This window comes from Streptomyces sp. NPDC006134, assembly GCF_040628835.1.
GTDB lineage: Bacteria > Actinomycetota > Actinomycetes > Streptomycetales > Streptomycetaceae > Streptomyces.
In genome coordinates this window covers 1-12159 of the sequence record NZ_JBEXTV010000105.1, presented here as the reverse complement: position 1 = coordinate 12159, position 12159 = coordinate 1, and the positions used below count along the sequence as shown (strand labels likewise).

Sequence of the window (12159 nt, the reverse complement as noted above, 5' to 3'; positions counted from 1 at the left end):
CGCATCAGCGTCCTGTTCGCCATGCTCCGCGACGGAACCTTCTACGAACCGAGAAGCCCTCGACTCGCTTGACGAAGGACATAGAGGCACCCCCCTTTGAGGGCCCGGACGTGCGAGCCGTCGATCGCGGCGTCCTCCATGTCCAGCAGACCGGCTCTGCGGATTTCCGCGAGGAGGATCTCGTGCAGGCGGAGCCGGACGCCGGCCTCGGTCCGGTCCCGCAGGCGCCGCCGGCACGTCACCCCACTGCAGCCGTCCGTCTCGGTCGGCACGTCCGCCCAGGTCACACCCGTGCGCAAGACGCAGACGATCCCGCGCAGAGCCGCACGGTCATCCGCCGGCAGCCGGCCCGGATACCGCCGACGCCGCGGCGGCGAGGAAGGAGCAGCGGAGCGACACGTTCCCACAGATCGTCAGTCATCAGACACAAGATCATCAGTCACCCCGGAACTCTGCCGCCCACCAGCCCGACTGCCAAGGTTCCGAACCAAACCCATTCTGTAATGATCAGTCAGGCCCGACTTCGGCTTTCGGCTCGGCCAGGGAACCGGCCCTCACACGGAAGGTATCCCCCTTCCAGGACATCCCCCCGACCCACCCGACGCCTTCCCAGGTAACGACGACCGGCACCGAGTAGCCGGCTATTGCCCTGGCGTGGAGGTCCTCCAGGTGCGTTCGTCTCAAGTGGCAGCCAGCCGGCTTCGCCTGCCGGGACCAGGTCAGCACGGCCCGTACCGTAGCGGCTACCAGACACACACGACAGCTTCGGCCCGTCTCGGAAGTGGGCCGGCCGGAGGAATGGTGCAGGGCCCAAATACCGTCTCTCCACCAGTCCGACGACTCGGTGGAGCCTGCCGAGTACCGGATCTGGACACGTGCTCCGGACCACGTACGGCCCGTGGACGGCGTCTCGTACGACGCTTCCGTGTCAAGTCTGGGCGTGTTGCCGAGCCACCCTGTCTGCGCGAGGCCGGTATGAAACTGACCCGATGTCAGCGAGGCGGAGGGGCCGGCAAGGGGGCACTGCAGGACGAAGGATCGGATGCCGCTACCGGTTGCGTCACTGCCGGAGGTGGGCGGCGGTGCGGGAGTTCCAGCGGGGTGCGGTGCGGCTGCACATCCTGTACCACGCGTCCGAGGAGGAGATCCGCGGCGCCTGGCCTGGTAACCCGCGGGATCCACAAACTCTGTGCCCGCCGCCACAGTGGCCGTCGCCGTTCTTCCTGCCCCGCCGGACCGCCAGGAACACGCCCTCCAACTGCTGCCAGAGCCGTGCGGGGTACGGGCCGAACTCGCCGATCGGCAGGTACGGACCGATGAATGCCCGCTCCGCATTGTCAGACATTTGCACTCATGTCATGCAAAATAATGCGCCGGATCAGTCAGGCGGCGCATCCGTCAGGGTGCCGCCTCGTGTCTCCGGTCCCGCACACATGCAGCACCGTAGGCAGCACCCTGCGGGTCCTCCACCTGACAAATGTCAGGTGGCGTCCTGGAGTGATGCCTGCTGGTGACTGGGCTACCGGGGGGCCGGCGACCGGCAGCGTCCGCGAGCAACCGTCGCGCTGAGGGCTGCACGCCGTGGACCGCGCTCCGAGCCGGGTGGCGTAGAAGGGCTGGTCGGGCAGGCCGCCGCCGCGGCGTGTGAGCTGGGTGAGGGCCGCGGCTGCGGTGTCCGGGGCGCGGCCCCGCTCAGTTCACAGGCCGGCAGCGAGTTCGACGAGGAAGTCGGCGTTGGCCGAGACCTCGTGGCCAAGGACGATCTGGGGGCGAGGTGTTCCGGTGCCGGCGGCGTGCGACGGGAGCGGAATGCCGGTCATCCCCCGCACCTGGGCCCGGGGCGCCCCGGCGGGCCCGTCTGTGCTCGCGGCGGCAAAGAGGGCGGCCGGTCAGCGGACGCCGGACGCGGCCCACCCGGTCCGCACCTGCTCCCACACCTCATGTTCGTCCAGGCCGGGTTGGCAGGGCCGGCCGCGCAGGGCGTAGGAGAGGTGGCGGCGGGCTTCGGTGAGCAGGCGGTGGCATTTGAACGCGCCGCGCACACGTGCACCACGGCGACGACCTCGACGGCCGCGAGCGCGATGTCGGCCACCGGCCGCTCCCGCGCCCGCACCGCCGCGGTCGCCGCCCGCGCCCGCACCGCCGGCCGGCCGACGACATCGGCGCCGTAGGCCCGGATCACCGCATCACGCCACCGCTTCCGCAGCTCGGTCGGCGACAGCGGTTCCGTGTGCTTGGGCGGGCGGTTCTGGTCGGCGGCCCGGCAGGCCAGCGCGTAGGCGGCCCGCTCCCCCGGCGCGTGCCCGTGCTTCTCCTCGTACCTGGCCGTCAGGACGGGCAGCGCGTCCTCGGTCTGCCGCCGGCTGATCGGCCGCCGGCCGATCAGCCGCTGGCCGATGCCCGCGGTCTCCCCGCTTTCCTTGCAATCCCGACGGTGACCCCGTCATGTGGATGCAGGACACCTTGGTGTCGCCCTCCATCCGGAAGAAGCCGCGCCTCCGTGCCGATCGAGGAGGCGCGCCAGGCTCGTTCCCGCCTGGTCTGGCTTCGAGGCCAGGCGGGAACGGTGGAGCCCTACGGACGCGACGGCCGTGGCGCAGGGCTCTGGCAATGCCCCGCCCCTCGGGCTGGCGCAGGAGCATGAGGACCGACTTCGCGGCCACCGCGGCGTACCGGAACACGGAGGTCGAAGAGCGCTCTTCCTGTGGGGAGTCTGCGATAGGGCGGTTGGCCTGAAGGCCGGGAGCGTATCTTGGGCCTGGCGGGCTGGGTAGGTGACGGATCCGGAGGGGGACCCATGCAGTTGCTTGAGTTCGCGGTCGACGACGGGGACGGGTTGATCACTTTCGAGGTCGACCCCGCGGACGTACCCGAGGACTTGGTACTCGCCGGCAGCGACGGCTCGCCGGTCGTCGCCCGGGCCCGGACCACGCTGGAGGAGGCGCTCGGCGAGCTGCGCCCGTCGCTGCAGCGGGTGGCCGCGCTGCTGCGGGAGTTGTCGCCGGACGAGGCGACGCTGGAGTTCGGGCTGAAGATGGGCGGCGAGACCAGCGTCATCGTGGCCAAAGGCACCGCGGAGGCCAACTTCCGGCTGTCCATGACCTGGCGTACGACGGGCTGATCGCGTGCGGCGGCGCTATGCGGACCGGTCCGGGTTCATCGTGCGGATCCTCGCCCTCGGTACGCAGAGGGCCGTCGGCACCGGGTTCCTGGTGGCCGACGACCGGCTGCTGACATGCGCCCACGTCGTCAACCAGGCCCTCGGCCGGGACCAGCGGGAGCAGCCGCAGCCGGACGCAGAGCTGCGTCTGCCCGTCGACTTCCCGCTGCTCGGCGACGCGGACGGCGCCCCGCTGCGCAGCTGCCGGCTGGAGCTGTGGGTGCCGCCGCCGCGCTCGGGCACCGCGGGCGGCGACATCGCCGGACTCCGCATCGTCGGCGAGCCCGCCCCCGCGGGCGCCGGGCCCGCCCGGCTGCCGCTCGAGGTCACCCCCGGACACGGCGGCGAAGTGTACGTCTTCGGCCACCCCGTGCAGCCGGTCAGGCGGGACGGCTCCTGGGTGGCGGCGCGCGTCCGCGGCCGGGTGGGCGGCGGGATGCTGCAGGTCGACGCGGGACCCGACTCGGCCGTACGGCTGCAGCCGGGCTACAGCGGATCACCGATGGTCGCCTCCTGCCCCGACGGCGACATGGTGGTCGGCATGCTGTCGGTGGCCAGCAGCCGGGACGGCCACCGCGACGGCTACGCGGTACCGGTGGACGGACTCGTACGGGCCTGGCCCGAGGTGCTGTCCGGCATCCCGCCGTCCCCGTACCGGGGGCTGCGCTCCTTCACCAGCGCCGACGAGGCGGTGTTCGTCGGCCGCGAGGAGGAGACCGCGCAGCTGGAGCGGATGGTGGCCGACGACGCCGCCGTCCTGGTCGTCGGTCCTTCCGGGATCGGGAAGTCGTCCCTCGTCGAGGCCGGACTCGTGCCCCGCTGGCGGGACAGCGGCGGTATCTGCGTCACGGCCAGGCCCGGCGGCAGCGCACCGCTCGACCGGCTGCTCACGGACGTCCGCGTCGCCCTCGGAGACCACCCGGGTCTGGAGCCGGACGCGCTTCGCGCCCAGGTGGACGCCGACGGCCTGGCCGAAGCGGTGTCCTGCTGGGCGCGCCGTCTCGGACAGCGCATCCTGCTCCACGTCGACCAGTTCGAAGAGCTGCTCGGCGGCACCCCCGCAGGCGAGCGGGCCGCCCTGCTGGACGGGCTGTTCCCGGCCTCCCGGGACGCGGACGCCGCGCTGCGCGTGGTCGCCACCCTGCGCGCCGACTTCCTGCCGATGCTGCTGGAACTGCCCGGTGCGGGCGGCCGCCTGCACGACCGGATCCTCGCGCTGTCCCCGATGAGCAGTGCGGCGCTGGAGCGGGCCGTCACCGAACCGGCCCGCGCCCGCGGCGTCACGTACGAGCCGGGCCTCGCCGCGCAGATCGCGGCCGACACCGGCGGCGGCCCCGGCAGCCTGCCCCTCATGGAGTTCTCGCTGGACCGGCTCTGGCCCGCGCAGCGCGCACACCGGCTCACCTTCGCCGACTACCGCGCCACCGGCGGCGTCACCGGCGCCGTCAACCGCTATGCCGAAGGCGTCTACGAGCGGCTGCGGGCCGAAGGGCACGCCGAGCACGTCAAGACCGTGCTCCTGGCCCTCGTCCGCAGCCGCGGCGGCGCGGCCGAAGCCGCCGCCAAGGCCGTGCCGCGGGCCCGCTTCACCGACAGCAGGCCAGCCGTCGACGAACTCGTCCGGCAGCGCCTGCTCGTCGCCGAGGCCGACGGACACGAACCGCTCGTCCGCCTCGCCCACGAGGCGCTGATCCGGGCCTGGCCGCGCTACGCCCGCTGGGTGGACGAGGACGCGGACTTCCAGCGCTGGCTCGCCGGCATGGAGGAGCGCGCGGGCACCGACGACCTGCTCGCCGACACCCGCCTCGGCGTCGCCGAGCACTGGCTCGCCGAGCGCGGCGACGACATCCCGTACGACGTCGTCCGGCTGGTCGAGCGCAGCCGCTCCGCCTGGCAGCGGCGCGTCGCGGAGCTGGAGGCGGCCCGCGCCGCCGCCGAAGCCGCCGCCGACACCGCCAGGGCGGCCGCCGCCGAGGCCCGGGCGCGCCAGCTGGCCGCCGCCTCCGAGCTGGCCACCGCCACCGGGGTACGGGGCGGGCCGCTGCCGCTCGCGCTGGCGGTGGAGTCGCTGGAGACCCGCTGGACGCTCGCCGGCGACACCGCGCTGCGGCACGCCCTGCGGACCGCGCCGCTGCCGCTGGGCCGGGTCCCGGTCGGCGAACACCCCAGCGAGGAGAGCGGTGAGCCCCACCGCGTCTTCACGGCAACCGGCCGCTTCTCGCCGCTCGACCCGGACCTGGTGCACTCGGCGGTGTACGGGTACGACCAGGTCGCGCAGACGCGCCTCGCCACCTACCAGCTGTTCCGGCGCGGCCCCGGTGGAGCGGGCGCCACCGAGGTCCACCGCGCCGTGGGCCCGGCCCTGCCCGCGATGGGCCTGCAGCGGCCCGAGCTTCTGCCGTACACCCCGGACGGCCGGGCCGTGCTCCAGACGGACGCCCGCCGGGCGGTCGTCAGAGACCTGCGCACCGACGCCGTCCTGGCGTCGGACACGACAGGCCCACCGCTGGTCACCGCGCGTCTCGGCGACGACGGCAGCAGCCTGCTCGTCATCCGCGGGACCAGCGGGCGCGGCACCCACTCCGACACGACCGTCCACGGCGCCACGGTGCGCGTGATCGACCTGGGCACCGGCCACGTACGCCACGAGACCCGGATCGACGCCCTCGGCGGCTCCACCGCCTTCAGCGCCGACTGCACGCTGCTGGCCGCCACCAGCCAGTGGTACGACGGCGACCGCCACTACAAGTGGATGTCGAAGACGACCGTCTACGACCTGCGGGGCGAGCGTGCTCCCGTGGTGGTCGAGCACGACGGATCCGCCTCGATGCACCGGGCGTTCAGTCCCGACGGCGCGCTGTTCGCCGCCGGCGCCAACAGCGTCGACAGCTGCGGCGACTCGCACACCGGCTACGTCGAGGTCTTCGACCTCGAGGACGGTGGCACTCTGCTCTACCGGCACTACCACTACCTGCCCGTCGAAGACCTGGCCTTCGCCCCGGACGGTGAGCTGCTGGCCGTGGCGATCGGCGACTCCCGGCACCGGCAGACGCCGGGCGCGGGCCAGTTGATCGAGGCTCGCAGTGGCCGGGAGAGACACCGGCTGCACCACGACTTCGCCGTCAAGTCCGTCACCTTCAACGCGGACGGCAGCCGCGTCGCGTTCGCCGGCGCCTACACGGCGCGGGTGTTCGCGGTGCACCCGGGCGACGAGCTCTACGCCGTCGACCACGAGAAGGAGCTGTGGGACATCGCCTTCCACCGGGACGGCCGCCGCCTGCTCACCCTGACCAAGGCGACGTCTGCCGCCGACCCTCCGCAGCTCTTCGAGTCCCGGGGCGCCGAGATCGCCCGCATCGACCACCCCCGGTTCAACAACGGCGCGCTGCTCTGCGACGACGGCAGCACCCTGTATCTCTCGACCGAGCACGGCCCGTGGACGGTCGACCGCCGGGAACGGGAGTACCTCGACCGGGTCGTCGACGTCCTCACACAGGACGAGCTGCACGTCTTCCGCCGGCGGGGAGGGCTCCTGCGGCTGGAGTTCGACGTGGCCGGCGACCGCATGCTGGTCACCGTCGGCGACCGGAGCGAGGTACACGCCCTACGCGGGGGCGCCCCGTCGCGGCGCTTCGACCACCCGAAGGACTCCAGCACCCGGCCGGCCAGGCTCACCGCCGACGGCCGGCGGCTGGTCACCACCGAGCCGTACGGCTCCGGCGCTCTCCTCCGCGTCGTCGACCTGGCCCGCAACGAAACCGTCGGCGCGGTGGAGCTGCCCGGCGCGCTGCTGGCCGTGAGCGACGACGGCAGGCTCGCGGCCGTCGTCGAGCACGACGAGGACGGGCACCTGCCGTACGCGGACATGGACACCGAGCGCACCGGCCACTGCCGGGTGGCTGTGCTGCGTACCGCCGACGGCTCCCGGCTGACCGCGTTCCGCGCCCGCCACGGCGAGCGGGCCGTGGTCTTCGGCCCGGCCGGCGAGTGGATCGCCGCCCTGTGCGAGGAGGTCCTGACCGTACGCGACACGGCCGACGGCACGGCGCGCTGGACCACGGAGACCGGGGGGCCGGACTTCGACACCATCGTGGCCTCGCCGGCCGGCACCCACCTCGCCGCCACCGGCCGCCCGGCGCACTACCCCTTCAGCCCGTATCCGTTGCTCCTCCTCGATGCCGGTGGCGGAGGTGTCCTCGCGCGCTACGAAGCGGGCGCCACCGCCTGCGCCTTCAGCGCGGACGGCCGCCGTTTCGCCTTCTGCCGGGACGGCGCCGCCGAGGTTGTCGATCTGAACACCCTGCGCCCGCTGTGCACCGTCGAGCACGAGCGCGACCCGGTGCACGACCTGCGGTTCCTCGGCGGCACCGGCGCGCGTCTGGTCACCCAGGACGCGCGCAGCATCCGCGTCTCCGAGGTCGACGCGGCGGACCTGCTGGCCGCCGCCAAGGCCCGGACGACGCGCGAGCTGACCGAGTCGGAGCGCCGTCGGCATCTCGACGACCATGCCGGGCAGGCCGGGCCGGGCCGCTTCCACCAGTAGCTGCAGGAAGCAGTTGCAGGACCGGCCGAGGGCGTCGATCGCTCCGCCGTCGAGCCCGGGGGCCCGGCCCCGACTTTGGCAACATGCGCTGCGGAGTCGTTGCAGCCTCCAGCTCCGGGACAACGGCCCTGGTCAGCGGCGGCCTCCTCTGCGTCACCGCCCTCACCGTAATCGGCGCCGGGACACCCGCGCCGCGTCGCCCGCGCTCCACACCCACCCGCCTGATGAACCCCCGACAGCCGAAGGCCGTGCCGCTCCCGACGACCTCACCGAAGCACTCTCCCAGCTCCGCGAGCAACTCGCCCGGCTCACCGATCAGGTGCCCATGGCCACGCTACGGACCGTCGGCGAACTCGAGCGCATCACCCGCGCCGTCGGGCACGAAGCCGCCTACGCCACCGAAGCCGACGGACTCTCCCCCGAGACCATCGGCAAGAGCCTCGGCATCAGTGCGGACGCTGCCCGCTCGCTGCTGCTCCGCCACCAACTGCATCACTGAAACCGCGCGCTCGCCCGATGCCTGGCTTGAGGGCGGTGAGGGTGCCGGCGTGGTCGAGAAAACCGAATCCGGCCTGTGCGCAGCCCGCTGTCGTGCACCCACCGCGGTGCTCGTAGTGGATGTCCTCCCGCCATGGGCGTTGAGGGCTGGTCGGCCGTTGCCGGGGCGCTATGTGGTGTGCCGGTTTCCTTTGGTCTGCTCACCGCTTCGGAGCGCATCCTTCTGCGCCGGCTGGCACTTCCCTCTGCCTGCTGGGGTGCCGTGCAGTGGCCGGTCGGCGGGAGCGTCCACGGCGGTCAGCTGCCAGGAGCGCGGTTGCGGTGGCGTGTTCCGTGCCGGTTGCAGTGGCGCGTTCCGTGCCGGTTACGGTGGCGCGTTCCGTGCCGGTTGCGGTGGCGCGTTCCGTGCCGGTTGCGGTGGCGCGTTCCGTGCCGGTTGCGGTGGCGATCCGGTCGATGCTCAGGCACAGGTCGTTGTGGAGCGGTGCTGCGTCCTCGGCCGGTGTGGCGGTGCGACTGCTGCGGCGGGCGATGGCGCGGGTGTGGTTTTCCCCGGCCCATGCCGAGGGGGCGACTTGGACACGATCATGGTCCAGTTGCTGGCGATGAAGCCGAAGAGCTGGGAAACGCTGATCTGGGCCTCTTCCTGGGAGAAGTGAGCGGCGGCGCAGGCGTGGTAGACGGGCCGATGCAGGTCGTAGAAGGCGTGGTAGGCGGTCGTGAGCAGCGGTGCGGATCGGGTGGCTTCAGGGTCCTTCCTCTTGGGGGTGGCAGGAAGCTCCTATAGATCGTCAAGCGGACTGTGGGAGCGGTTCGATGGTGTGGGTCACGTGTGGCAGGCGGCGGTAGACCTCGCGGCGACGAACCGTTTCAGGCAGCGGACGATGTCCTTCTCGGCCATGCCTTCGGCGGTGTGCCGGGCGACGTACTCCTGGGTGCGCTGGCCGTGCTTCATGCGGACCAGCACGATGGTGTGCAGTGCGTTGTCGGCCTGGCAGTCTCCGCCCCGGTTGAGGTGGCGGCGGTTGGTGCGGCCGGAGGACGCGGGCACGGGGGCGGCTCCGCAGAGGTGGGCGAAGGCGGCTTCGGAGCGCAGCCGGTCGGGATTGTCACCCGCGCTGGTCAGCGGCCGGCCGACGGTCATCCGTCCAGCCTCCCAGCCGGCACCGGCGCCGGGACGCGGGCGGGCAGGCCCGGCCCCGATCAGGTGCGCCGGCGGAACAGTCCGCGTCCTCTCCTCACCCTCTCCTCCTCAGCCCTCTCCCGTGCGGAGTCCTCCCGCGCCTGCTGCCGTGCGACACACTCGGCTTCGACTTGGGCGAAGGCTCGTCCAGGCACGGCCCGTACAGGTCGTCCTCCTTGCTCCGCCACGAGGGCTGCCCGACCGGCTGCCAGCGCTCGTCGGTGAACTTCGCCCCACAGCTGGTGCGCACCGGTCGCCACGCCTCCTGCCCGGCGGCCTTCCGTTCCGTCTTCCGCCGCCGGGCCTGTTCACCTTGCCCGCCGGGGCTGACCTGCACCAACACGTCGGCGGGCGAAGCGGCCATGGGGCCATGGGGCCATGGGGCCATGGGGCCATGGGGCCATGGGGCCATGGGGCCATGGGGCCATGGGTGCAGAACGATCAAGGTCGGTCGCGCACCGATCCGCTCTGCCGCTGAGGTTCGGCGAAACGTCGCCGGGCGGGCGGAAGCCGGCCCGGAGCCGGCGTTCGTCCTGCTGCGGCCGGCCGAGGACATCTCTGGCCCGTCACGGCCGCGGACGGGGAGAACCACCCGTACGCGGACTCCTTCACGCTGGACGAGGTCGGGGGCGTGCCGCTGTCCGCGCTGAAGGACCGGGCGCGGGACTCCCCCACCACGGCGGCGCCGGGCATCGCCCGCAGCATCATCCGGTTCACGGTGACCGTCGTGCCGGACCCCGACCACCCGGACACCGCCGACACCCTGGAAGCGATGCGCGACGAGCGCCTGGCGCTGGCGCACGCGGTGCACTCCTCGCCCGGCGCCCACCGGTGACCGCACCACCGTGGGAGCGGAAGTGCACTGGTGTGGTGGTTCACTGTGCCTCCGCCACTTTGAAGCCCCAGTTCAGAGGGCTGGTGTGAGCGATTCTCGGGATGCTCACGCTGGTCGTCGGCGGCAGTCTGCGCTGCAGGTCATCCGTCAGGCTGTGGTGCCGACGGCAAACGGAGCCGGTGTGCTCACAGAGGCAGGTGGGCCTCGTCCGCCTGGTCGAAGATGTCTCCACATGTAGGGGATGGCACCGACGCGCGGGCGGCGAGGACGGTCAGCGTATGACGCACCTCGGTGCTCAGCCGAAAAAGCTGGAGACTGGTCCGGCCGCCCTTATAGGCGTAGAAACGGAAAACCTTGACCGCAACGTCGTCACGGTCGTCGGCGAAGGTGTCTGGGAGCCCGGCGAGTAGTTCGAAATCTTGCTTGCCGGTCGCTGCGTCGGCCACGGCGCTGAGGGGCAGGGTCTCGAACTCTGCTGCGGATAAGGAAGTGTCCACCGCGACAGCGTGGGCGGACAAGGCCGCGAAGATCTCAATGAGTCGTTCCCCCACCGCCACGTCGATGCCCCAGGAACGCAGCCGCTCTCGGCGGCGATTCTGGCGCCATGGCTCCTGGTCCAGCAGTGGCAGCAGGACGCGCCCCAGGTACGCGCAGCGACTCCACAGCGTGTCGCGGTCCGAGGTCATGATCGGTCCTCTCTGCAGCATCTGGAGGGTTTGCCGTCCGAGCGGCGCAGGCCCTCCAACGTCCCACCACCCGCAGGCTGGGTACAGGACGGGCTGGACGTTGTCTCAGCGGTTGACTTCGAGATGTGTCAGGACGAGCAGGGCACGCAGGAGGTGCGTGGCGCGAGCGGTGTCGAGGCGGAGCTTGGTGAGGGTCCGCCAGTTCTTGAGGTGGGCGAAGCCGCGTTCGACCGGTGCGCGTCCGACGGCGAGGACGCGGTGGGCGGTCTTCTGGCCGGGGGTGAGCATGTGGGTGCGGGTGGCGTGGAATCCGGTGACGATCACGGGGTCGAGCGCGTTGTTGTCCAGGCCGAGGAAGCCGAGGTCCGCGAGGGTGCCGGGTCCGACGGCGCGCAGGTGGGCCAAGACGTGGTCGTGGCGCAGCACGGTCAGGACGATCGCCGTGAACCGTCCGGGCGGGACGGGTTCCGGCATCCGGACCGGATCGCCTTCAGGCGGCGGCGCAGCAGCTCGGTGAGGTGGTTGCCGGTGTGTGGGCAAGGGCAGACGGCACCGGCAGACAAGTGGGCCGATGGCCTCACCGTGTTCTTCGGTTTTCGTCACACAAACCCAACAGCCGCCGCGAGCAGGGAGGTTACGCCCGCAGCGTCATCACTCCGGACGGCAGTGCCCCTCGGTCACAGGCGGGTGGTGAACCGGCCGTCGGGCAGTTTGCGCAGTCGGCCGCGGCCGACGAGCCCAGCCGGCTTCCCGCGCAACGGTTCCGGCTTGGGCCGCACGCCGACGTCGATTCCGAGCGCGTCGCGGACCTGCCGGGCCATGACCGGTCCGGTTGCCTGCCGCACGGCGGCGAGAACGCGCTGGCAGTCCGGCGGGAGCGTGGCCTCCTCCACCTCCGACGTGCGGTGCGGGATCAGCATCACCTCCCATCCGCCCACCTGCCCGGGCGGCGGCGCGGCCGGGACGCGTGCGTCGGCGGTCTGCTCGCTCACCCGCTCAAGGACCTTTTCAGCGACAGCGAGCTCGCCCCGCCCGGCCCGCACCTCCGCCGGCTGCTTGGCCGGCTGTTCTTCGATCTCGTCCAGTTCCGCGCGCCACGCGGTGACCCGTTCCAGCAGCCCGGGACCCATGAACCGGACCGCAGAAGGCAGCCCGGCCACAGCGGGCGGGAACCGGCGAGCCGACCGTCCCGTCAGAGTGCTGTTGCACGCTGCCTCTCGGCCTCCCACTCCTGGTGCGCGGTGTGAACGCGGT

At 72.3% G+C, this 12159-nt stretch carries 9 protein-coding genes and 2 pseudogenes; 4 read left to right on the top strand and 7 right to left on the bottom strand.

All coding sequences use genetic code 11. The annotated features are described in order from the left end of the window. Positions 1-89: 89 nt before the first annotated feature. From ABZ340_RS35620 to ABZ340_RS35610, 3 genes and pseudogenes are all read right to left on the bottom strand, one after another. Positions 90-436, bottom strand: a pseudogene (locus ABZ340_RS35620) (transposase); the annotation flags it as partial. Positions 437-1697: 1261 nt separating this feature from the next. Further along, a complete protein-coding gene (locus ABZ340_RS35615) occupies positions 1698-1820 on the bottom strand; it encodes a hypothetical protein (protein WP_358786040.1) in 123 nt (40 codons plus the stop codon). A 123-nt stretch (positions 1821-1943) separates the two neighbouring features. Further along, positions 1944-2410 (bottom strand): annotated as a pseudogene (locus ABZ340_RS35610) (conjugal transfer protein TraA); the annotation flags it as partial. Between the two features lie 387 nt (positions 2411-2797). Here ABZ340_RS35610 and ABZ340_RS35605 point away from each other — a divergent pair. From ABZ340_RS35605 to ABZ340_RS35595, 3 genes are all read left to right on the top strand, one after another. Beyond that, positions 2798-3121 (top strand): CU044_2847 family protein, encoded by a 324-nt coding sequence (locus ABZ340_RS35605; protein ID WP_358786039.1) that lies wholly within the window; start codon positions 2798-2800, stop codon positions 3119-3121. A 4-nt stretch (positions 3122-3125) separates the two neighbouring features. Then, positions 3126-7703 (top strand): trypsin-like peptidase domain-containing protein, encoded by a 4578-nt coding sequence (locus ABZ340_RS35600; protein ID WP_358786038.1) that lies wholly within the window; start codon positions 3126-3128, stop codon positions 7701-7703. Positions 7704-8028: 325 nt separating this feature from the next. Continuing rightward, positions 8029-8202, top strand: coding sequence for a hypothetical protein (locus tag ABZ340_RS35595; protein ID WP_358786037.1), 174 nt, complete (start codon positions 8029-8031; stop codon positions 8200-8202). An 825-nt stretch (positions 8203-9027) separates the two neighbouring features. Here the strand turns inward: ABZ340_RS35595 and ABZ340_RS35590 are convergent. Continuing rightward, positions 9028-9345, bottom strand: coding sequence for a transposase (locus tag ABZ340_RS35590; protein WP_358786036.1), 318 nt, complete (start codon positions 9343-9345; stop codon positions 9028-9030). 670 nt (positions 9346-10015) lie between these two features. Here ABZ340_RS35590 and ABZ340_RS35585 point away from each other — a divergent pair. Continuing rightward, the gene (locus ABZ340_RS35585) at positions 10016-10219 is read left to right on the top strand and encodes a hypothetical protein (RefSeq protein ID WP_358786035.1); all 204 of its coding nucleotides are present in this window, start codon (positions 10016-10018) and stop codon (positions 10217-10219) included. 185 nt (positions 10220-10404) lie between these two features. Here the strand turns inward: ABZ340_RS35585 and ABZ340_RS35580 are convergent, their stop codons facing one another. The 3 genes from ABZ340_RS35580 to ABZ340_RS35570 all read right to left on the bottom strand — a co-directional run bounded on the left by ABZ340_RS35580 (position 10405) and on the right by ABZ340_RS35570 (position 12035). Continuing rightward, a complete protein-coding gene (locus ABZ340_RS35580) occupies positions 10405-10905 on the bottom strand; it encodes a hypothetical protein (protein ID WP_358786034.1) in 501 nt (166 codons plus the stop codon). Positions 10906-11010: 105 nt separating this feature from the next. Further along, complete coding sequence (locus ABZ340_RS35575; RefSeq protein ID WP_358786033.1) at positions 11011-11379, bottom strand: transposase family protein; 369 nt, start codon at positions 11377-11379, stop codon at positions 11011-11013. Between the two features lie 203 nt (positions 11380-11582). Beyond that, positions 11583-12035, bottom strand: coding sequence for a hypothetical protein (locus ABZ340_RS35570; RefSeq protein WP_358786032.1), 453 nt, complete (start codon positions 12033-12035; stop codon positions 11583-11585). Between the last annotated feature and the right edge of the window lie 124 nt (positions 12036-12159).

Coding starts and splice junctions, on each gene's coding strand:
- ABZ340_RS35615 (WP_358786040.1), bottom strand. CDS start 1,820: ATGACCGGCATTCCGCTCCCGTCGCACGCCGCCGGCACCGGAACACCT.
- ABZ340_RS35605 (WP_358786039.1), top strand. CDS start 2,798: ATGCAGTTGCTTGAGTTCGCGGTCGACGACGGGGACGGGTTGATCACT.
- ABZ340_RS35595 (WP_358786037.1), top strand. CDS start 8,029: ATGGCCACGCTACGGACCGTCGGCGAACTCGAGCGCATCACCCGCGCC.
- ABZ340_RS35590 (WP_358786036.1), bottom strand. CDS start 9,345: ATGACCGTCGGCCGGCCGCTGACCAGCGCGGGTGACAATCCCGACCGG.
- ABZ340_RS35580 (WP_358786034.1), bottom strand. CDS start 10,905: ATGACCTCGGACCGCGACACGCTGTGGAGTCGCTGCGCGTACCTGGGG.
- ABZ340_RS35575 (WP_358786033.1), bottom strand. CDS start 11,379: ATGCCGGAACCCGTCCCGCCCGGACGGTTCACGGCGATCGTCCTGACC.
- ABZ340_RS35570 (WP_358786032.1), bottom strand. CDS start 12,035: ATGGGTCCCGGGCTGCTGGAACGGGTCACCGCGTGGCGCGCGGAACTG.